General features: G+C 59.5%; 18 protein-coding genes. 3 read left to right on the top strand and 15 right to left on the bottom strand.

Features of this window, described 5'->3' with window-relative positions; translation table 11 throughout:
- The first annotated feature begins 60 nt into the window (after positions 1-60).
- Positions 61-2643: a DNA mismatch repair protein MutS gene (gene mutS, locus NF676_RS06170; RefSeq protein WP_056783236.1), complete on the top strand. Its 2583-nt coding sequence runs from the start codon at positions 61-63 to the stop codon at positions 2641-2643.
- 163 nt (positions 2644-2806) lie between these two features.
- Positions 2807-3130, top strand: coding sequence for a ferredoxin FdxA (gene fdxA / locus NF676_RS06165; protein ID WP_056783233.1), 324 nt, complete (start codon positions 2807-2809; stop codon positions 3128-3130).
- A 528-nt stretch (positions 3131-3658) separates the two neighbouring features.
- Here the strand turns inward: fdxA and rpoS are convergent.
- The 8 genes from rpoS to NF676_RS06125 all read right to left on the bottom strand — a co-directional run bounded on the left by rpoS (position 3659) and on the right by NF676_RS06125 (position 10883).
- Positions 3659-4666, bottom strand: coding sequence for an RNA polymerase sigma factor RpoS (gene rpoS, locus NF676_RS06160; RefSeq protein ID WP_016771451.1), 1008 nt, complete (start codon positions 4664-4666; stop codon positions 3659-3661).
- Positions 4667-4772: 106 nt separating this feature from the next.
- Positions 4773-5642, bottom strand: coding sequence for a peptidoglycan DD-metalloendopeptidase family protein (locus NF676_RS06155; RefSeq protein ID WP_016771452.1), 870 nt, complete (start codon positions 5640-5642; stop codon positions 4773-4775).
- 211 nt (positions 5643-5853) lie between these two features.
- The gene (locus tag NF676_RS06150; protein WP_160768345.1) at positions 5854-6489 is read right to left on the bottom strand and encodes a protein-L-isoaspartate(D-aspartate) O-methyltransferase; all 636 of its coding nucleotides are present in this window, start codon (positions 6487-6489) and stop codon (positions 5854-5856) included.
- 38 nt (positions 6490-6527) lie between these two features.
- Complete coding sequence (gene surE / locus NF676_RS06145; RefSeq protein WP_024011837.1) at positions 6528-7277, bottom strand: 5'/3'-nucleotidase SurE; 750 nt, start codon at positions 7275-7277, stop codon at positions 6528-6530.
- A complete protein-coding gene (truD, locus tag NF676_RS06140) occupies positions 7265-8323 on the bottom strand; it encodes a tRNA pseudouridine(13) synthase TruD (protein WP_252887394.1) in 1059 nt (352 codons plus the stop codon). Before truD ends, surE begins: the two co-directional genes overlap by 13 nt.
- Positions 8320-8793, bottom strand: a complete 474-nt coding sequence (gene ispF / locus NF676_RS06135) for a 2-C-methyl-D-erythritol 2,4-cyclodiphosphate synthase (RefSeq protein WP_016771456.1) — start codon at positions 8791-8793, stop codon at positions 8320-8322. The genes truD and ispF overlap by 4 nt, the downstream gene beginning before the upstream one ends.
- 43 nt (positions 8794-8836) lie before the next feature.
- Complete coding sequence (fghA, locus tag NF676_RS06130; RefSeq protein WP_056783229.1) at positions 8837-9682, bottom strand: S-formylglutathione hydrolase; 846 nt, start codon at positions 9680-9682, stop codon at positions 8837-8839.
- An 88-nt stretch (positions 9683-9770) separates the two neighbouring features.
- On the bottom strand, positions 9771-10883 hold the full coding sequence (locus NF676_RS06125) for an S-(hydroxymethyl)glutathione dehydrogenase/class III alcohol dehydrogenase (RefSeq protein WP_110600129.1): 1113 nt from the start codon (positions 10881-10883) through the stop codon (positions 9771-9773).
- Between the two features lie 116 nt (positions 10884-10999).
- On the opposite strand from NF676_RS06125, the gene NF676_RS06120 reads away from it, so the two are divergent.
- The gene (locus NF676_RS06120; protein ID WP_095180492.1) at positions 11000-11896 is read left to right on the top strand and encodes a LysR family transcriptional regulator; all 897 of its coding nucleotides are present in this window, start codon (positions 11000-11002) and stop codon (positions 11894-11896) included.
- 132 nt (positions 11897-12028) lie between these two features.
- Here the strand turns inward: NF676_RS06120 and ispD are convergent, their stop codons facing one another.
- From ispD to NF676_RS06085, 7 genes are all read right to left on the bottom strand, one after another.
- On the bottom strand, positions 12029-12736 hold the full coding sequence (gene ispD / locus NF676_RS06115) for a 2-C-methyl-D-erythritol 4-phosphate cytidylyltransferase (protein ID WP_056783224.1): 708 nt from the start codon (positions 12734-12736) through the stop codon (positions 12029-12031).
- Positions 12733-13011, bottom strand: coding sequence for a cell division protein FtsB (gene ftsB / locus NF676_RS06110; protein ID WP_016771460.1), 279 nt, complete (start codon positions 13009-13011; stop codon positions 12733-12735). The genes ispD and ftsB overlap by 4 nt, the downstream gene beginning before the upstream one ends.
- A gap of 169 nt (positions 13012-13180) precedes the next feature.
- Positions 13181-14470, bottom strand: a complete 1290-nt coding sequence (gene eno, locus NF676_RS06105; protein WP_041478121.1) for a phosphopyruvate hydratase — start codon at positions 14468-14470, stop codon at positions 13181-13183.
- A gap of 155 nt (positions 14471-14625) precedes the next feature.
- Positions 14626-15471: a 3-deoxy-8-phosphooctulonate synthase gene (gene kdsA, locus NF676_RS06100; protein ID WP_007954807.1), complete on the bottom strand. Its 846-nt coding sequence runs from the start codon at positions 15469-15471 to the stop codon at positions 14626-14628.
- A 4-nt stretch (positions 15472-15475) separates the two neighbouring features.
- The gene (pyrG, locus tag NF676_RS06095) at positions 15476-17107 is read right to left on the bottom strand and encodes a CTP synthase (RefSeq protein WP_076566135.1); all 1632 of its coding nucleotides are present in this window, start codon (positions 17105-17107) and stop codon (positions 15476-15478) included.
- A gap of 274 nt (positions 17108-17381) precedes the next feature.
- Entirely contained in the window at positions 17382-18710 is a 1329-nt protein-coding gene (tilS, locus tag NF676_RS06090) for a tRNA lysidine(34) synthetase TilS (RefSeq protein WP_252887393.1), read from the bottom strand.
- 131 nt (positions 18711-18841) lie between these two features.
- Complete coding sequence (locus NF676_RS06085) at positions 18842-19789, bottom strand: acetyl-CoA carboxylase carboxyltransferase subunit alpha (RefSeq protein WP_016771465.1); 948 nt, start codon at positions 19787-19789, stop codon at positions 18842-18844.
- Positions 19790-19854: the final 65 nt, after the last annotated feature.

Below are 19854 nucleotides of genomic sequence, written 5' to 3'. Positions count from 1 at the left end.
AAAGCCCGGCCACTGCCCGCGCTTTGCCCTACATCTTTTAACGAGTTGCCCGACAATCCGATGAATAAAGCCGTCTCCGACCTGTCCTCCCACACTCCGATGATGCAGCAATACTGGCGCCTGAAGAATCAGCACCCAGACCAGCTGATGTTCTATCGCATGGGCGATTTCTACGAAATCTTCTACGAAGATGCGAAGAAAGCCGCCAAGTTGCTGGACATCACCCTGACCGCGCGCGGGCAGTCGGCGGGTCAGGCGATTCCGATGTGTGGGATTCCTTACCACGCGGCGGAAGGGTACCTGGCGAAACTGGTCAAGCTCGGCGAGTCGGTGGTGATATGTGAGCAGGTCGGTGACCCGGCCACCAGCAAAGGCCCGGTGGAGCGCCAGGTCGTACGGATCATCACGCCGGGGACAGTCAGTGACGAGGCGCTGCTGGATGAACGCCGCGATAACCTGATCGCAGCGGTATTGGGCGACGAGCGTCTATTCGGTCTGGCGGTGCTGGACATCACCAGCGGCAACTTCACCGTGCTCGAGATCAAAGGCTGGGAAAACCTGCTGGCGGAACTGGAGCGGGTCAACCCGGTGGAATTGCTGATTCCGGATGACTGGCCAAAAGACCTGCCGGCGGAAAAACGCCGTGGCGTACGCCGTCGCGCGCCGTGGGATTTCGAGCGTGATTCGGCGCTGAAAAGTCTCTGCCAGCAGTTTTCCACCCAAGACCTGAAAGGCTTCGGCTGCGAAAACCTGACCCTGGCCATCGGCGCTGCCGGCTGCCTGCTGGCCTACGCCAAGGAAACCCAGCGCACCGCCCTGCCCCACTTGCGCAGCCTGCGTCACGAACGTCTCGATGACACCGTGGTGCTCGACGGCGCCAGCCGGCGCAATCTGGAACTCGACACCAATCTGGCCGGTGGCCGCGACAACACGCTGCAATCGGTGGTCGATCGCTGCCAGACCGCCATGGGCAGTCGCTTGCTCACTCGTTGGTTGAACCGACCGTTGCGCGATCTCACCGTGTTGCTGGCGCGTCAGACCTCGATCCGCTGCCTGCTCGACGGCTACCGCTTCGAAAAGCTGCAACCCCAGCTCAAGGAAATCGGCGATATCGAACGGATTCTGGCGCGTATCGGTCTGCGCAATGCGCGGCCGCGTGACCTTGCGCGTCTGCGTGATGCTCTCGGCGCACTGCCCGAACTGCAAGTGGCGATGACCGATCTGGAAGCGCCGCACCTGCAGCATCTGGCGGCCACCACCAGCACCTATCCGGAACTGGCCGCATTGCTGGAAAAAGCCATCATCGACAATCCGCCAGCGGTGATCCGTGACGGCGGCGTGCTGAAAACCGGTTACGACAGCGAACTCGACGAACTGCAATCACTGAGCGAAAACGCCGGCCAGTTCCTCATCGATCTCGAAGCCCGGGAGAAAGCCCGTACTGGTCTGGCCAACCTCAAAGTCGGCTACAACCGTATCCACGGCTACTTCATCGAACTGCCGAGCAAGCAGGCCGAATCGGCGCCGGCCGACTATATCCGCCGGCAGACGCTCAAAGGCGCCGAGCGCTTCATCACGCCCGAGCTGAAAGAATTCGAAGACAAGGCACTGTCGGCCAAGAGTCGCGCGCTGGCCCGGGAAAAAATGCTTTACGAAGCGCTGCTCGAAGACTTGATCAGCCAGTTACCACCATTGCAGGACACCGCCGGCGCCTTGGCCGAGCTGGATGTGCTGAGCAACCTTGCCGAGCGTGCGCTGAATCTCGACCTCAATTGCCCGCGTTTCGTCAGCGAGCCGTGCATGCGCATCACCCAGGGTCGTCACCCTGTGGTCGAGCAAGTGCTGACCACGCCGTTCGTGGCCAACGATCTGAGCCTGGACGACAATACGCGCATGCTGGTCATCACCGGCCCGAACATGGGCGGTAAATCCACTTACATGCGGCAAACCGCGTTGATCGTGTTGCTAGCGCATATTGGCAGTTTCGTGCCGGCCGCCAGTTGCGAGCTGTCGCTGGTCGACCGCATCTTCACCCGTATCGGCTCAAGCGATGATCTGGCCGGCGGTCGCTCGACCTTCATGGTCGAGATGAGCGAAACCGCCAACATCCTGCATAACGCGACCGAGCGCAGTCTGGTGCTGATGGACGAAGTCGGGCGCGGTACCAGCACCTTTGACGGTCTGTCGCTGGCGTGGGCGGCGGCCGAGCGCTTGGCCCATTTGCGCGCCTACACCCTGTTTGCTACGCACTATTTTGAGCTGACCGTGCTGCCGGAAGCCGAACCTCTTGTCGCTAACGTGCATCTCAATGCCACCGAGCACAACGAACGGATCGTGTTCCTGCACCATGTTCTGCCTGGGCCTGCCAGTCAGAGCTATGGCTTGGCAGTCGCACAACTGGCCGGCGTGCCGAGCGAGGTGATTCTGCGAGCGCGCGAGCATCTGAGTCGCCTGGAAGACACTGCCCTGCCCCACGAGGCGCCGAAACCGGCGGCCAAGGGCAAGCCGTCGACACCGCAGCAAAGCGACATGTTCGCCTCACTGCCACATCCGGTGCTGGACGAATTGGCGAAAGTGGATCTGGACGACATGACGCCACGTCGAGCGCTGGAAATGCTCTATGCACTGAAGAACCGGATATAAGCACTGAAGAAGCGGATATAACGCAATTCGCTTCAAGCTGTTAGAATCTCGCGCGGTTCGGGATGCTGCTGGCTCATAGCCTGGTCAGCAGGTATCGCTCCCGAACCTGGCGACCCCAACCGTGAAGGGGCAACGCTGCCGCCGCCTGAGGAGAAAATTAGAAATGACCTTCGTCGTCACCGACAACTGCATCAAGTGCAAGTACACCGACTGCGTAGAAGTCTGTCCGGTGGACTGCTTTTACGAAGGCCCGAACTTCCTGGTGATTCACCCGGACGAGTGCATCGACTGCGCGCTGTGTGAACCAGAATGCCCGGCTGTGGCGATCTTCTCGGAAGACGAGATCCCAAGCGGCATGGAAAACTTCATCGAGCTCAATGCCGAGCTGGCGGATATCTGGCCGAACATCACCGAGAAAAAAGAATCGCTGCCGGATGCCGAAGAGTGGGATGGCCAGCCGAACAAGATCAAACACCTCGAACGCTGATCTACCCCGCGCTCGACTGAAAGGCCCCTTGCGGGCCTTTTTGCTTTTGCAGATTCTGCTTTTCTGCAGACGAAAAAAGGGGCGGTATGACCCGCCCACATTTTTTCCCTATTCCCTGTATTCCTTTTCATCGTCCTGATGAATCGCCTCCTGCGATGTCCGTTCCCCTCTTCCGTGAAGGGCGTGTCTGTCCGTCGACACAGTTGAGATATTAGAGAGTTTCTGGAGACGAGCAATTGGCCCTCGGCGTACGCGCGCTCTGTCACAAGGACATAACATTTACGAAATAATTAACAAAATCAAAAGGTTGCTCACTGTAAGTGAGCGCGATCGCCTTCCACCGAAGTGTAAAAATAACGAACACTTACGACACAGTAAGCAAAGGCTTACAGCGCGAGACTACAAATTCAGAAATTGACGACCGCTTGTCTGGTGGCTGCCGAAAGCCCGATTTGCTGCACGCGAAAAACAAAAAAGCCCCGACTGATTGAATCAGCCGGGGCTTTTTGCGGGCGGACGATCAGGCGCTTATTGAAACAGCGACTCGCTCGACAGGCCGTTCTTTTCAAGGATCTCGCGAAGGCGCTTGAGCCCTTCCACCTGAATCTGCCGTACCCGCTCGCGGGTCAGGCCGATCTCCAGGCCGACATCTTCCAGCGTGCTGCTTTCGTGACCACGCAGGCCGAAGCGGCGAATCACCACCTCGCGCTGCTTGTCGGTCAGCTCCGACAGCCATTGATCGATGCTCTGCGACAGGTCATCGTCCTGCAGCAGTTCGCACGGATCGGTCGGACGATCGTCAGTGAGTGTGTCCAGCAGGGTTTTATCCGAATCCGGACCCAGCGAGACGTCGACCGAAGAAACCCTTTCGTTGAGGCCCAGCATGCGCTTGACCTCCCCCACCGGTTTCTCCAGCAGGTTGGCGATTTCTTCGGGTGAAGGTTCGTGGTCGAGTTTTTGCGTCAGCTCCCGTGCGGCCCGCAGGTACACGTTGAGCTCCTTGACCACGTGAATCGGCAGCCGGATGGTCCGGGTCTGATTCATGATCGCGCGCTCGATGGTCTGACGGATCCACCAGGTTGCGTAGGTCGAGAAGCGGAAGCCGCGCTCGGGATCGAACTTTTCCACCGCGCGGATCAGGCCGAGGTTGCCCTCTTCGATCAGATCCAGCAGCGACAGCCCCCGATTGACGTAACGCCGGGCGATCTTGACGACCAGCCGCAGGTTACTTTCGATCATGCGCTTGCGCCCGGCAGGATCGCCACTTTGCGACAAGCGCGCAAAATGAACTTCTTCTTCCGGGGAGAGCAGAGGGGAAAAGCCGATTTCGTTGAGATACAGCTGCGTGGCATCAAGTGCCCGAGTGTAGTCGATGTATTTATGTTGTTTGAGTGTGGCGGAGTGTCTGGATTTGGAACGAACGGAAGGTGGAGCAGCCCCTTCATCATTCAACATCGAATCCGAATCGATGCCGGTCTCCATAAGGAGAACCTCATCGTCGATGTCAAACTCCGGCACTTCTTTACTGAGAGCCATTGTTATAGTCCTTTGGTGAGTTCGACCCCAAGCTCAAGCGACGCCTTTATCCTTGGCAACGCTGGAGCCTGTCCCCTCTACGCGACGGAACAGGCTGGCCTACAAATCAACGTCTTGGCAGGAACTGCAGCGGATCCACAGGTTTACCTTGGCGGCGAATCTCAAAATGCAGTTTCACCCGGTCTGTACCCGTTGACCCCATTTCGGCAATTGTCTGTCCGACCTTGACCTGCTGCCCCTCCCGAACCAACAGCCTGCGGTTATGTCCGTAAGCACTGACGTAGGTTTCGCTGTGTTTGATGATGACCAATTCGCCGTAGCCCCTTAAGCCACTCCCGGCGTATACGACCGTCCCATCAGACGCAGCTAAAACAGGCTGTCCCAAATCTCCGGCGATATCAATTCCTTTATTCAAACTACCGTTTGAAGAGAATTTTCCAATCAGAACGCCATTAGATGGCCATCCCCAGCCGGTCGGGGCCGGGCCTGCCGGAGGCAGTGGAGCGGGTGCAGGTTTGCTCGCGACGGACGGTACAACCCCTTTGGAACCGGTGGTTGTAGTGGTTGTGGTGCCATTCGCCTGGCGCCGGATTACTGTGGTTTTACTCGACGAAGAAGGTGAGGAACTGGAGTTGCTCACCACCGCTGTCGGCGTTGAACCGCTGCGCCCGTCGAAGCGAATTGTCTGACCCGGATGGATCGTATACGGCGTAGGAATATTGTTCCGGGCGGCGAGGGTTTTGTAGTCCCAGCCGTAACGAAAGGCGATCGAAAACAAGGTATCGCCGGGACGGACTACATACTGCCCGGTGGTAACGGTAGGACGTTGCGCGACCGAATTATTGCGATCGACAACCCGTACGTTGCTCGATTTGGTGCTGGAGCAACCGACCAGCAAGGTGCTCAAGACAAGGCCAGTCACCAGGCGCTGAAAGCTCGTGTTACCCATACGCTGCGCAATGACTGTGAGACTCACCCGCCGCTCCCTTTGTGGTGGCTGAAAAATTCTGAATGCCGCATTGCGGCATGAGGTGTCGCAAGTATAACGGGCCGAACCGGCTTTACCTTTAATGAAGCGAAATCACCGGACGCACACGTTTGCCAGGGGCAAGTACGCTGCGTTTAAACTCTGGCTGCCGGTGTAAGACCGGCGCCGTTGAAAGGAATTCAGCCCTGTTTGCAAATGCTCAGGCCAGTGGCCCGTTGAGCAACGGCACGAAACGCACAGCGCCCAGAACGTGTCGGGAAAAGCCATGTTCCTCGCGCACGATCAGCATCAGTTGTTGCACTTCACCCGAGCCAACCGGAATTACCATGCGCCCACCGGGGGCCAGTTGATCCAGCAAAGCCTGCGGTACATCGGTGGCAACGGCGGTGACGATGATGCCGTTGTATGGTGCCAGCGCCGGCCAGCCTTCCCAGCCATCGCCCCAGCGAAACACCACGTTGCGCAGGTTCAGCTCGACCAGGCGCTCCTTGGCGCGGTCCTGCAGCACCTTGATGCGTTCGACCGAAAACACCCGTTCGACCAGTTGCGACAACACCGCCGTCTGGTAGCCGGAACCGGTGCCGATCTCCAACACTTTATCCAGCGGGCCGGCCTCCAGCAGCAGCTCGCTCATGCGCGCCACCATATAAGGCTGGGAAATGGTCTGGTTGTTGCCGATCGGCAGCGCGGTGTCTTCATAAGCGCGATGCGCCAGCGCCTCGTCGACAAACAGATGACGCGGCGTGCGGCGGATCACTTCCAGCACCTTGGCGTTCGACACGCCTTCTTCATATAGACGCTGGATCAGGCGCTCGCGCGTACGTTGGGAGGTCATGCCTATGCCGCTGCGCAGGCGGTCGTCGTGTTCGCGCATCAGCTCAGCCCTCCCAGCCAGCCATCCAGACTTCTGAAGGCATCATTGAAAGTGCGATCGAGCTGCAACGGCGTGATGGACACATAGCCCTGCATCACGGCATGAAAATCGGTGCCCGGGCCGCCGTCTTCAGCGTCGCCGGCAGCGGCAATCCAGTAACCGGCCTTGCCGCGCGGATCGACCACTTTCATCGGCGCCGCCGCGCGGGCGCGATGACCGAGGCGGGTCAACTGAATGCCACGGATGTGATCGATGGGCAGATTGGGGATGTTCACGTTGAGCACCGTGCGCGGTGGCAGATCCAGCCCGGCGTGGGCCTCGACCAGTTTGCGCGCAAAGTAGGCCGCAGTCGGCAGATTGTCCACCTGACGCGAGACCAGTGAGAAGGCAAACGATGGGCGCTCGAGAAATCGTCCTTCCAGCGCTGCCGCCACGGTTCCGGAATACAGCACGTCGTCACCAAGATTGGCGCCCAGATTAATGCCGGATACCACCATGTCCGCTTCGCGCTCAAGCAAGCCGTTAAGGCCCAGGTGAATGCAATCGGTCGGTGTGCCGTTGAGGCTGATAAAGCCGTTCGCCAGGTATTGCGGGTGCAGCGGACGGTCGAGCGTCAGCGAACTGCTGGCGCCGCTTTTGTCCTGCTCCGGGGCGATAACCACGCATTCGGTGTAATCCGCCAGCGCAGCATAAAGCGCGGCGAGACCGGGCGCGGTTACCCCATCGTCGTTAGAAATCAGAATACGCATGGGCTGTCCGTCTGCCCCACCGGCACCAGATCAACGAGCTCGCGCACCAATACGGTGGCAAAGCATCCGGCCGGGAGGACGAATTCCAGTTGCAGAATGTCAGGTTGGGGATAATGCCACGTCAACCCGCCAATGGGCAGCCGCAGGATGCGACGTTCATGGCTCATGCCGGCGTGGATCAACCAGTCGCGCAGATCCGCTTCGCGGGCGGCGATCGCCTGCTCCAGTTCATGGACTGCGCCAGCGGTGGGCGAGTCACCTTCGCCCCACTGCGGACCGGTCGGGTGCAGGTCGAGAATCGCCAGACGCGGGTCGCTGCATTCGGCTTCGCCGGCCGGGAAAAAGCTGCGGCTGTCAGTAAAGGCCAGCAGATCGCCGATCAGTGCGGTGTTCCAGGTGCCATCGGCGACACGCGCCGCGAGCACCTGGTTGAACAGAAAGCTGCGCGCCGTCGACAGCAAACGCGAACGCACATTGCGCTGTTCCGGCAAAGCCTTGCGCGCCGCCCACGCCCGCGCATCGACAACGTTGCCGCCGTCATGGCCGAAGCGCTGGGCGCCGAAATAATTGGGGACGCCTTGTCTGGCGATCAGTTGCAGCCGCTGTTCAATCGCATCTTTGTCGCCATTGAATTGCGTCAGGCGCAGGGTGAAGCCATTGGCCGAATGCGCACCGCGTTGCAGCTTGCGCTTGTGGCGCGTGGTCTTGAGGATCTTCAGCGTGTCGTTTTCCGCCGCCGACAGATCCGGATCGGCCTTGCCCGGCAACTGCACGCTGAACCACTGTCGGGTCAGGGCCTGACGGTCCTTCAGCCCGGCATAGCTGACGGTACGCAACGGCACGCCGGCTTCCTTGGCGATACGCCGCGCCGCTTCTTCGGTATTGAGGCCGCGCTTTTCCACCCAGATCCACAGGTGTTCGCCGTCACCGCTGAACGGAATATCCAGCACTTCATCGACCTGGAAATCTTCGGCGATGGCTTTCAGTACCGCTGTGCCGAGGGGTTCGCCATAGGCCCGTGGGCCGAGTAATTGCAATTCATTCATGCGCGCAGCAACAAGGCAACGGAGTGCACAGCAATGCCTTCTTCGCGACCGACAAAGCCAAGCTTTTCGGTGGTGGTAGCTTTGACGTTCACTTGATCCAACTCAACTTGAAGATCCGCCGCGATCAGCGCGCGCATCGATTCGATATGCGGCGCCATTTTTGGCGCCTGGGCAACGATGGTGTTGTCGACGTTGCCGACTTTCCAGCCCTTGGCGTGGATCAGACTGACCACATGACGCAACAGCACACGGCTGTCGGCGCCCTTGAATTGCGGATCGGTGTCCGGGAAGTGTTTGCCGATATCACCCAGCGCCGCCGCGCCGAGCAAGGCATCGCTCAAGGCGTGCAGCAGGACGTCACCGTCGGAATGAGCGAGCAGCCCGAAGCTGTGTGCAATTTGCACGCCGCCCAGAGTAATGAAATCGCCTTCAGCGAAACGGTGCACATCGTAGCCGTGGCCAATACGCATAAAAAAACGCCCCGATTTTTGTCAGGGCGTGATTCTACCTGCATTAACCGCGCAGAGCGCGTGCGTGATGCTGCAAGTGGTCGTCAATGAAGCTTGAGATGAAGAAATAGCTGTGGTCGTAGCCCGGTTGCAGGCGCAGCTCCAGCGGATGCCCCGCTTGTTTTGCGGCGTGTTGCAGGGCTTCGGGTTTCAGCTGGGTGGCGAGGAAATCGTCACGATCACCTTGATCGACCAACAACGGCAACTTCTCCGTCGCCTCTGCGATCAGCACACAGGCGTCCCACTCCTTCCACTTCGAACGGTCTTCGCCCAAATAGTTGGAAAAGGCCTTCTGACCCCACGGGCAATCGATTGGATGGGTAATCGGCGAGAACGCCGACACTGACTGATAACGCCCGGGATTGCGCAGCGCGCAGACCAATGCGCCGTGGCCGCCCATGGAGTGACCGCTGATACTGCGTTTGTCGGAAGCGGGGAAATGCGCTTCGACCAGAGCAGGCAGTTCCTGCACGACATAGTCATGCATCTGATAGTGCCGCGCCCACGGTTCCTGCGTGGCGTTCAGATAAAACCCGGCGCCGAGACCGAAATCCCAAGCTTTGTCGGCATCATCCGGGACATCCGCGCCACGCGGACTGGTATCCGGGGCGACGATGATCAACCCGAGCTCGGCAGCCATGCGCATCGCACCGGCCTTCTGCATGAAGTTCTCATCGGTGCAGGTCAGGCCTGACAACCAGTACAACACCGGCAGCTTGCCGCCCTGCTCCGCTTGTGGCGGCAGGTACACGGCAAAGACCATGTCGCAATCAAGCACTTCGGAGCGATGGCGATAACGCTTGTGCCAGCCACCAAAACTCTTCTGACAGGAAATGTTTTCCAGATTCATAGCACTTCAGCCGCAAGATGCGAGCTTCAAGCTGCAAGAGGGAATTGCGCCTGCTTGCAGCTTGTGGCTTGTAGCTTGCCGCTGCTCCTTAGAAATGAATGACTGTGCGGATGCTCTTGCCTTCGTGCATCAGGTCGAACGCCTTGTTGATATCTTCCAGGCCCATGGTGTGGGTGATGAAGGTATCCAGCGGGATTTCGCCGCTCTGGGCCATGTCGACGTAGCTTGGCAATTCAGTACGGCCACGCACGCCGCCGAACGCCGAACCGCGCCAGACGCGACCGGTGACCAACTGGAACGGACGGGTAGCGATTTCCTGGCCGGCACCGGCGACACCGATGATGACCGACTCGCCCCAGCCTTTGTGGCAGCACTCAAGCGCAGCGCGCATCAGTTGCACATTGCCGATGCACTCGAAGGAGAAGTCGACGCCGCCATCGGTCATGTCGACGATCACTTCCTGAATCGGACGATCGTAGTCTTTCGGGTTCACGCAGTCGGTTGCACCCAGTTGTTTGGCGATTTCGAACTTGGCTGGATTGATGTCGATGGCGATGATCCGCGCAGCCTTGGCTTTCACCGCGCCGATCACGGCCGACAAGCCGATACCGCCGAGACCGAAGATGGCCACGGTGTCACCCGGTTTGACCTTGGCGGTGTTGAGCACGGCGCCGATACCGGTGGTTACGCCGCAACCGAGCAGGCAAACCTTCTCCAGCGGCGCGTCTTTGGAGATCTTCGCTACGGAAATTTCCGGCAGTACGGTGTACTCCGAAAACGTCGAAGTGCCCATGTAGTGGAAAATTGTTTCGCCCTTGTAGGAAAAGCGCGAAGTGCCATCCGGCATCAGGCCCTTGCCTTGGGTGGCGCGAATCGCCTGGCAGAGGTTGGTCTTGCCCGACTTGCAGAATTTGCACTGGCCGCATTCCGGGGTGTACAGCGGAATAACGTGATCGCCGACGGCGACCGAAGTCACGCCTTCGCCGATCGCTTCAACGATGGCGCCACCTTCATGGCCGAGGATCGACGGGAAGATGCCTTCCGGGTCTGCGCCGGACAAGGTGTAGGCATCGGTGTGGCAAACCCCGGAAGCGACGACGCGCAGCAATACTTCACCGGCCTTGGGCATGGCGACATCGACTTCTACGATTTCCAGCGGCTTCTTGGCCTCGAAGGCAACGGCGGCGCGCGACTTGATCATGCTGACTCTCCAATGAATCCAGTAAATAAAAAAGCAGACAGACAGTGTAGTTCAGCGCGTCCTGAGGAATAATCCGGACCAAAGCAAAACATTATTGCCATACAGGGATAATCCAAGTGTCGGAGAACCGCTGGGAAGGCATCGACGAGTTCGTTGCCGTCGCCGAATGCAATCAATTCACCGCCGCTGCCGAGCGTCTTGGGGTTTCTTCCTCGCACATCAGTCGACAAATCGTACGGCTCGAAGAGCGTTTGCAGACGCGCCTGCTCTACCGCAGCACACGGCGAGTTACGTTGACCGAAGCCGGGCAGACTTTTCTGCAGCATTGCCAGCGCCTGCAGGACGGTCGCGAAGAAGCCTTGCGCGCGGTAGGCGATCTGACCAGCGAACCGAAAGGCATGCTGCGCATGACCTGCGCGGTGGCCTACGGCGAACGTTTTATCGTGCCGCTGGTGACTCGCTTCATGGGGCTGTACCCGCAGTTGCGCATCGATATAGAGCTGAGCAATCGCCAACTGGATCTGGTGCATGAAGGGCTGGACCTGGCGATCCGTCTGGGTCGGTTACAGGATTCGCGCTTGGTCGCCACACGTCTGGCACCACGGAGAATGTACCTGTGCGGATCGCCGTCCTACCTGGAACGGTACGGGCGCCCACACAGCTTGTCGGAATTGAGTCGGCACAATTGCCTGATCGGCAGTTCGGATATCTGGCAACTGGAACAGAACGGGCGGGAATTTTCCCAACGGGTGCAGGGCAACTGGCGTTGCAACAGTGGGCAGGCGGTGCTGGACGCGGCGCTTCAGGGTGTCGGGTTGTGTCAGTTGCCGGACTATTACGTGCTCGAGCATCTGCACAGCGGCGCGCTGATTTCCTTGCTGGAGGCGCATCAGCCGCCGAATACGGCGGTGTGGGCGCTGTATCCGCAGCAGCGGCATCTGTCGCCGAAGGTGCGCAAGTTGGTGGATTATTTGAAGGTGGGACTGGCTGAAAGGCCGGAGTACAAACTTTGAGTTATTGGTTGCCTGTGCGACCGTTTTCGCGAGCAGGCTCGCTCCCACAATTGACCGAGTTCGACAGCTGAATGCATTCCCTCTGTGGGAGCGAGCCTGCTCGCGAAGGCAATGCCACAGCGACCCCAAATCTCAGCGGCGATTCGCCCAACGCTGGCGCAACCACTCCAGATCTTCCGGCCGGGTCACCTTGAGGTTATCCGCCCGCCCTTCGATCAGACGCGGTGCCAGACCGGCCCATTCCATCGCAGAAGCTTCATCGGTAATCACGGCATCCGCAACCAGGCTGTCGGCCAACGCCCGATGCAACGCGCCGAGGCGAAACATCTGCGGCGTATACGCCTGCCAGATCACGCTGCGGTCCACCGTTTCAACCACACGACCGTTTTTATCAATGCGTTTGAGCGTGTCGCGAGCGGGCACCGCCAACAGACCACCGACCGGGTCATCCGCCAGTTCGGCAAGCAACTTGTCGAGATCATCGCGACTCAGATTCGGCCGGGCCGCATCGTGCACCAGCACCCAATCGTCATCGTCGGCACCTTGCGCATGCAGATGCAGCAAGGCGTTTAGCACCGAAGCAGAACGCTCCGCCCCGCCGTCGACCCGCTGAATGCGTGGATCGTTGACGCATGCCAGATTCGGCCAATAGGGATCGTCAACAGCAAGACTGACCACAAGGCCCTTGAGGCTCGGGTGATCGAGGAAACAGCCGAGGCTGTGTTCGAGAATTGTGCGCCCGCCCAGTTGCAGATATTGCTTGGGACGGTCCGCGGCCATTCGGGCACCGACGCCCGCGGCAGGAATCACGGCCCAGAAGGCCGGCAGGGAATCGATCATTGGGCCAACTGGTAAAGGGTTTCGCCGTCCTTGACCATGCCCAGTTCGTGACGAGCCCGCTCTTCGACGGTCTCCATGCCTTTTTTCAGTTCGCTGACTTCAGCGTCCATCACTCGGTTGCGCTCCAGCAGGCCTTCGTTCTCGGCATGTTGCTCGGCGATCTGCTGTTTCAGCTCGGCGACCTGCGCCAGACTGCCATTGCCCACCCACAGGCGGTACTGCAGACCGGCCAGCAGCAAGAGCAAAACGAGAAACAACCAGTAAGGACTGCGCATCGAATATCAGGTATCCAGTGAAAAAAGACAGCCACGCATAATGTTGCAGCATCTGATAGCACGAAGCCTGGAAAGATCCAGGCTTGTGCTTAAGGCATCAGATTAGTGGCAAATCCATCGCTGTCACGACTTTTCCGACACAATCCGGTGTCCTTTGATCAGGTTGCGCTTAACCGCGGAACTCGGCACGGCCGTTGTACTTGGCCTTGCCGTTCAACTGCTCTTCGATACGCAGCAGTTGGTTGTACTTGGAAACGCGGTCGGAGCGGCACAGCGAACCGGTCTTGATCTGGCCAGCCGAGGTGCCCACAGCCAGGTCGGCAATGGTCGAATCTTCGGTTTCGCCAGAGCGGTGCGAGATCACGGCGGTGTAGCCGGCAGCCTTGGCCATCTGGATGGCTTCCAGGGTTTCGGTCAGGGTGCCGATCTGGTTGAACTTGATCAGGATCGAGTTGGCGATCTTTTTATCGATGCCTTCTTTCAGGATCTTGGTATTGGTCACGAACAGGTCGTCGCCCACCAGTTGGGTCTTCTCGCCGATCTTGTCGGTGAGGATTTTCCAGCCGGCCCAGTCGGACTCGTCCAGACCGTCTTCGATGGAGATGATCGGGTAACGCTCGGTCAGACCTTTGAGGTAGTCGGCGAAACCTTCAGCAGTGAACACCTGGCCTTCGCCGGACAGGTTGTACTTGCCGTCTTCGTAGAACTCGCTCGCGGCGCAGTCCAGCGCCAGGGTCACGTCGGTGCCCAGCTTGTAACCGGCGTTGGCCACGGCTTCGGAGATCACTTTCAGCGCGTCTTCGTTGGACGCCAGGTTCGGTGCGAAACCGCCTTCGTCACCAACGGCGGTGCTCAGGCCACGGGCCTTCAGCACAGCTTTCAAGTGATGGAAAATCTCGGTGCCCATGCGCAGACCTTCCGAGAACGACTTGGCGCCGACCGGCTGCACCATGAATTCCTGGATGTCGACGTTGTTATCGGCGTGCTCGCCACCGTTGATGATGTTCATCATCGGGACCGGCATCGAGTACACACCCGGGGTGCCGTTGAGGTTGGCGATGTGTGCGTACAGCGGCAGATCCTGATCCTGCGCAGCCGCCTTGGCCGCAGCCAGGGACACGGCGAGGATGGCGTTGGCGCCCAGGGTCGCCTTGTTTTCGGTACCGTCGAGCTTGATCATCGCTTGGTCGAGGGCTTTCTGGTCGCTCGGGTCGGTGCCCAGCAGCAGATCGCGGATCGGACCGTTGATGTTGGCTACCGCCTTGAGCACGCCCTTGCCCAGGTAACGGCTCTTGTCGCCATCACGCAGCTCGAGCGCTTCACGCGAGCCAGTGGATGCACCGGACGGCGCGCAGGCGCTGCCGATGATGCCGTTGTCGAGAAGCACGTCCGCTTCCACGGTGGGATTGCCACGGGAGTCGAGAACTTCACGACCTTTGATGTCGACGATTTTTGCCATTGTTGTAAACACTCCAAAGTTGACGAAAACGACGCAGCTAGAGGAAATCTTTATCGTCGGCAAGCGAAGTACAGCGGGCAGACTTGCAGACGACAACGCTCACGCCCGAGGGCATGAGCGACAAATCGTGCGGTACTTTACCGGAGAATCGAGCGTTACGCGGTTTCTACCGTCGGAAAACTCTTCACCAGTTCGTCCAGAGCCTTGAGCTGGGCCAGGAATGGCTCCAGTTTGTCCAGACGCAAGGCGCAAGGGCCGTCGCATTTGGCGTTGTCCGGATCCGGATGCGCTTCGAGGAACAGACCCGCCAGCGACTGGCTCATGCCGGCCTTGGCCAGATCGGTGACCTGCGCGCGGCGACCGCCGGCGGAGTCGGAACGACCGCCAGGCATTTGCAACGAGTGGGTCACGTCGAAGAACACCGGGTATTCGAACTGCTTCATGATGCCGAAGCCGAGCATGTCGACCACGAGGTTGTTGTAGCCGAAGCTCGAACCACGCTCGCAGAGGATCAACTGATCGTTACCCGCTTCCACGCACTTGTTCAGGATGTGTTTCATTTCCTGAGGCGCGAGGAACTGGGCTTTCTTGATGTTGATCACGGCATTGGTCTTGGCCATCGCGACAACCAGATCGGTCTGGCGCGACAGGAAGGCCGGCAGCTGAATGATGTCGCAGACCTCAGCGACGACCGCGGCCTGATCCGGCTCGTGGACGTCGGTGATGATCGGCACGCCGAACGCTTGCTTGATGTCCTGGAAGATGCGCATGCCCTCTTCCAGGCCAGGACCGCGATACGAAGTCACAGAAGACCGGTTGGCCTTGTCGAAGCTGGCCTTGAACACGTAAGGGATACCGAGTTTTTCGGTGACCTTCACGTACTCTTCGCAAACCTGCATGGCCATGTCACGGCTTTCCAGCACGTTCATGCCGCCGAACAGCACCATGGGTTTGTCGTTGGCAATCTCGATGTCGCCGACGCGGATGATCTTCTGTGCCATCGGGTTACGCCTTCTTCTGGTGTTGAGCCAACGCGGCTTTGACAAAACCGCTGAACAGCGGATGGCCGTCGCGTGGGGTCGAGGTGAACTCAGGGTGGAACTGGCAGGCGACGAACCATGGATGATCCGGCGCTTCAACCACTTCGACCAGCGCAGCATCGGCGGAGCGACCGGAAATCTTCAGGCCGGCTTCGATGATCTGCGGCAGCAGGTTGTTGTTCACTTCGTACCGGTGACGGTGACGCTCGACAATCACGTCCTTGCCGTAGCAATCGTGCACTTTGGAGCCCGGCTCGAGCAGGCATTCCTGCGCGCCGAGACGCATGGTGCCGCCCAGATCGGACGCTTCGGTACGTACTTCGACAGCGCCGGTGGCGTCTTCCCACTCGGTGATCAGACCGACAACCGGATGGCCGCTGGCACGATCGAACTCGGTGGAGTTGGCGTCTTTCCAGCCCAGTACGTTACGGGCGAATTCGATGACCGCCACTTGCATGCCCAGGCAGATGCCGAGGTACGGAACCTTGTTTTCGCGAGCGTACTGAACAGCGGTGATCTTGCCTTCAACGCCACGCAGACCGAAGCCGCCCGGCACCAGAATCGCGTCAACACCTTCGAGCAGCGCAGTGCCCTGGTTCTCGATGTCTTCGGAATCGATGTAGCGCAGGTTGACCTTGGTGCGGTTGCTGATGCCGGCATGGCTCATGGCTTCGATCAGCGACTTGTACGCGTCTAGCAGTTCCATGTACTTGCCGACCATGGCGATGGTCACTTCGTGTTCCGGGTTCAGCTTGGCATCGACCACTGCGTCCCACTCGGACAGGTCGGCGCTGCCGCATTGCAGACCGAAACGCTCGACGACGAAATCGTCCAGGCCCTGCGAGTGCAGGATGCCCGGGATCTTGTAGATGGTATCGGCGTCTTCCAGCGCGATTACCGCGCGCTCTTCAACGTTGGTGAACTGCGCGATCTTGCGACGCGAGGACACATCGATCGGGTGATCGGAGCGGCACACCAGCACGTCTGGCTGCAGACCGATCGAGCGCAGTTCCTTGACGGAGTGCTGGGTCGGTTTGGTCTTGGTTTCGCCAGCGGTGGCGATGTACGGCACCAGCGTCAGGTGCATCAGCATCGCGCGCTTGGCGCCGACTTCGAAACGCAACTGGCGGATGGCTTCGAGGAATGGTTGCGACTCGATGTCACCGACGGTGCCACCGATTTCAACCATCGCCACGTCAGCGTCACCGGCACCTTTGATGATGCGACGTTTGATTTCGTCGGTGATGTGCGGGATCACCTGGATGGTTGCACCCAGGTAGTCGCCACGGCGCTCTTTGCGCAGCACGTGCTCGTAGACACGGCCGGTGGTGAAGTTGTTGTTCTGGGTCATGGTCGTGCGGATGAACCGCTCGTAGTGCCCCAGATCCAGATCGGTCTCGGCGCCGTCGTGGGTGACGAACACTTCACCGTGCTGGAACGGACTCATGGTGCCTGGATCGACGTTGATGTACGGATCCAGCTTCAGCATGGTGACCTTAAGCCCCCGCGCCTCCAGGATAGCCGCCAATGAAGCCGAGGCAATGCCTTTCCCCAATGAAGAAACAACACCGCCCGTGACGAATATGTAGCGCGTCATGAAAAACCCTAGAAGTCTGCGTTAAAGCGGAACGAGCCGCCGGGGAAAGCGAAGGAAGGCCGAAGCCCCCGATCACCTGCATTAATCACAGTGCACCTTTCGAAAAAACCGCCGCGTTGTGACAGACCGGTAGATGAAACACCGGTACGTTGCTCGCTACACATTTTTTGGAATCGCCCAGCAAAGACTGCTTGGTAATCGGCAACTCCTGCAATTCAGGCGAATCCACAGAAGTTGTATCAAGAAGGGAGCGTAGTCTACCGGAATGCTCCTTTCAGCTCAAACCTTGATCTTCGTCTGTTGGCTGCCAGTGCAATGTCCAGCCTTCGTCCATCTGACCAGCAAGACCCGGCAGGTTCGCCACGGCGAGCAATTCTTCGCCACGAAACAGCAGCGGCAATCTGCCACGCACGAAGGCCGGGACCGCGCGCTCGTTGAGCAGACGCTTGAGATCACGACTGCCGCGCTCGGCCAGTTGCATGACCTCACCGCCTTGCCGATAGGCAATACGCAAAGGCCCGGATGGAGCTTGCCCGTGGAGCATGACGCGTCCGTTATCCGGCAAGCGTAGCGCTGAAGTCGGGGTCTGCCAGTCGGCGCCGATCACTGGCGCGCCCAACCAATTGCCGCTCAGCCACCAGACGCGACAGCCGCTGCGGTGCAGCTCTCCGTCGGCCAGACGCCAGATCGGAGAAGCGTCGGCGCCGGCATTGCACAGTGTTGTCCAACCCGACCAATGGTCAGCATCTGGCAGCCGGGTCAATGGTTCGAGCCAGTGGCTGAGGGCATTTCGCTGGCGCGCGTCAGACAACGCCGTCAATGGTGTCAACTCCAGAGATGGCACACCCAGCCAAGCGAATTCATGGGGCGTTTCGGCTTGTGCGAGATCAATCTGCGCCAGCTCATCGAGCAAGCCCTGCGCCTCACGCAGATGCGCAGCCGTGCGCGCCATGCTCGCCTGCGCTTGCGGCCAGCGCTCGGTGAGAACCGGCATGACTTGATGGCGCAAATAGTTGCGCGAAAACTGCCGGTCCTGGTTCGACGGGTCTTCGATCCAGCGCAACTGATGCGCCTGTGCATAACCTTCCAGCTCAGCACGGCTGACATCCAGCAACGGTCGAACCAGCATGCCCTGCCCCACTGGGCGCTGCTGCGGCATCGCCCCGAGCCCGCGTACACCGGCACCGCGCAACAGCCGAAACAGCAGCGTTTCCGCTTGGTCATCGCGGTGCTGGCCAGTCAGCAACACGTCATTGCTCTGCGTCAGCGAACTGAACGCGGCATAACGCGCATCCCGCGCCGCCCGCTCCAGGCTCGCCCCGCCCTTTACGGTCACCCGCTTCACTTGCAACGGCACGCCCAGCGCATTACAGACGGCCTGGCAATGTTGCGGCCATGCATCGGCCGCAGCCTGAAGGCCGTGGTGGATATGAATGGCGCTGAGCGCAGGGAGGGATTCGGTGTTCGCCAGAGTGGCGAGCAGATGCAGGAGGACGGTGGAATCGAGGCCACCGGAGAAGGCGATGCGCCAGTGAGCGGCGTGGCGCCAAGGCTCAAGGTTCAGCAATAGCCGGGATGGCAAATCAATTGAGGACTGGCCCATATCTGCACCTTTGCCTAACCCTCTGTGGGAGCGAGCCTGCTCGCGAAAGCGATTTAACATTCAACAATTTAGTCGACTGTCATACCGGCTTCGCGAGCTGGCTCGCTCCCACAGGGATAGTACGCGTCTGATTAGAGACCGTAGCTCATCAGGCGATCGTAACGGCGCTTGAGCAGCGCTTCGTTATCGAACTGCTTGAGCATCGCCAGTTGCGAGCTCAGCTCGGCGCGGATCGAAGCGGCGGCAGCAGCCGGGTCACGGTGGGCGCCGCCCAGTGGCTCGCTGATCACTTTGTCGACGATACCCAGGCCTTTCAAACGCTCAGCAGTGATGCCCATTGCTTCAGCGGCATCCGGTGCTTTCTCGGCGGTCTTCCACAGGATCGATGCGCAACCTTCCGGCGAGATCACCGCGTAGGTCGAATATTGCAGCATGTTCAATTGATCGCAGACGCCGATGGCCAGTGCGCCGCCGGAACCACCTTCACCAATTACAGTGGCGATGATCGGAGTCTTCAGACGCGCCATCACACGCAGGTTCCAGGCAATCGCTTCGCTCTGGTTGCGCTCTTCAGCGTCGATGCCAGGATAAGCACCCGGGGTATCGATGAAGGTCAGGATAGGCATCTTGAAGCGCTCGGCCATCTCCATCAGACGGCAGGCCTTGCGGTAGCCTTCCGGACGCGGCATACCGAAGTTGCGGCGAACTTTCTCACGCACTTCACGGCCCTTCTGGTGGCCGATGATCATCACCGGCTGGTCTTCCAGACGGGCGATACCGCCAACGATGGCAGCGTCGTCGGAGAAGTGACGGTCGCCGTGCAGTTCGTCGAACTCGGTGAAGATGTGCTCGATGTAATCGAGGGTGTACGGGCGTTTCGGGTGACGCGCCAGGCGTGCGATCTGCCAGCTGGTCAGCTTGCCGAAGATGTCTTCGGTCAGCGTCTTGCTCTTGTCCTGCAGGCGGGAGATCTCATCGCCGATATTCAGCGAATTGTCATTACCGACCAAGCGCAACTCTTCGATCTTGGCTTGCAGGTCGGCGATCGGCTGTTCGAAATCTAGAAAATTCGGGTTCATAGGCGTCCGTCTTGGGTCGTGTCCCAAGTGAGCTTGGGCCGGCCGGTTGTCTATTCGCGCCCTAC

The organism is Pseudomonas siliginis, from assembly GCF_024072275.1.
In the GTDB taxonomy this organism is placed as follows: Bacteria; Pseudomonadota; Gammaproteobacteria; order Pseudomonadales; family Pseudomonadaceae; genus Aquipseudomonas; species Aquipseudomonas siliginis.
Note: the sequence above shows the minus strand (reverse complement) of the source record. Positions and strands in the feature narration are given on the sequence as shown.

What these genes read in the sequence shown, in the direction of transcription:
- truD (WP_252887394.1), bottom strand. Translation starts at nt 8,323, where the DNA reads ATGAATGAATTGCAATTACTCGGCCCACGGGCCTATGGCGAACCCCTC.
- NF676_RS06125 (WP_110600129.1), bottom strand. Translation starts at nt 10,883, where the DNA reads ATGATCAAGTCGCGCGCCGCCGTTGCCTTCGAGGCCAAGAAGCCGCTG.
- surE (WP_024011837.1), bottom strand. Translation starts at nt 7,277, where the DNA reads ATGCGTATTCTGATTTCTAACGACGATGGGGTAACCGCGCCCGGTCTC.
- pyrG (WP_076566135.1), bottom strand. Translation starts at nt 17,107, where the DNA reads ATGACGCGCTACATATTCGTCACGGGCGGTGTTGTTTCTTCATTGGGG.
- rpoS (WP_016771451.1), bottom strand. Translation starts at nt 4,666, where the DNA reads ATGGCTCTCAGTAAAGAAGTGCCGGAGTTTGACATCGACGATGAGGTT.
- mutS (WP_056783236.1), top strand. Translation starts at nt 61, where the DNA reads ATGAATAAAGCCGTCTCCGACCTGTCCTCCCACACTCCGATGATGCAG.
- kdsA (WP_007954807.1), bottom strand. Translation starts at nt 15,471, where the DNA reads ATGGCACAGAAGATCATCCGCGTCGGCGACATCGAGATTGCCAACGAC.
- NF676_RS06085 (WP_016771465.1), bottom strand. Translation starts at nt 19,789, where the DNA reads ATGAACCCGAATTTTCTAGATTTCGAACAGCCGATCGCCGACCTGCAA.
- ftsB (WP_016771460.1), bottom strand. Translation starts at nt 13,011, where the DNA reads ATGCGCAGTCCTTACTGGTTGTTTCTCGTTTTGCTCTTGCTGCTGGCC.
- ispD (WP_056783224.1), bottom strand. Translation starts at nt 12,736, where the DNA reads ATGATCGATTCCCTGCCGGCCTTCTGGGCCGTGATTCCTGCCGCGGGC.
- fdxA (WP_056783233.1), top strand. Translation starts at nt 2,807, where the DNA reads ATGACCTTCGTCGTCACCGACAACTGCATCAAGTGCAAGTACACCGAC.
- eno (WP_041478121.1), bottom strand. Translation starts at nt 14,470, where the DNA reads ATGGCAAAAATCGTCGACATCAAAGGTCGTGAAGTTCTCGACTCCCGT.
- ispF (WP_016771456.1), bottom strand. Translation starts at nt 8,793, where the DNA reads ATGCGTATTGGCCACGGCTACGATGTGCACCGTTTCGCTGAAGGCGAT.
- tilS (WP_252887393.1), bottom strand. Translation starts at nt 18,710, where the DNA reads ATGGGCCAGTCCTCAATTGATTTGCCATCCCGGCTATTGCTGAACCTT.
- NF676_RS06150 (WP_160768345.1), bottom strand. Translation starts at nt 6,489, where the DNA reads ATGACCTCCCAACGTACGCGCGAGCGCCTGATCCAGCGTCTATATGAA.
- fghA (WP_056783229.1), bottom strand. Translation starts at nt 9,682, where the DNA reads ATGAATCTGGAAAACATTTCCTGTCAGAAGAGTTTTGGTGGCTGGCAC.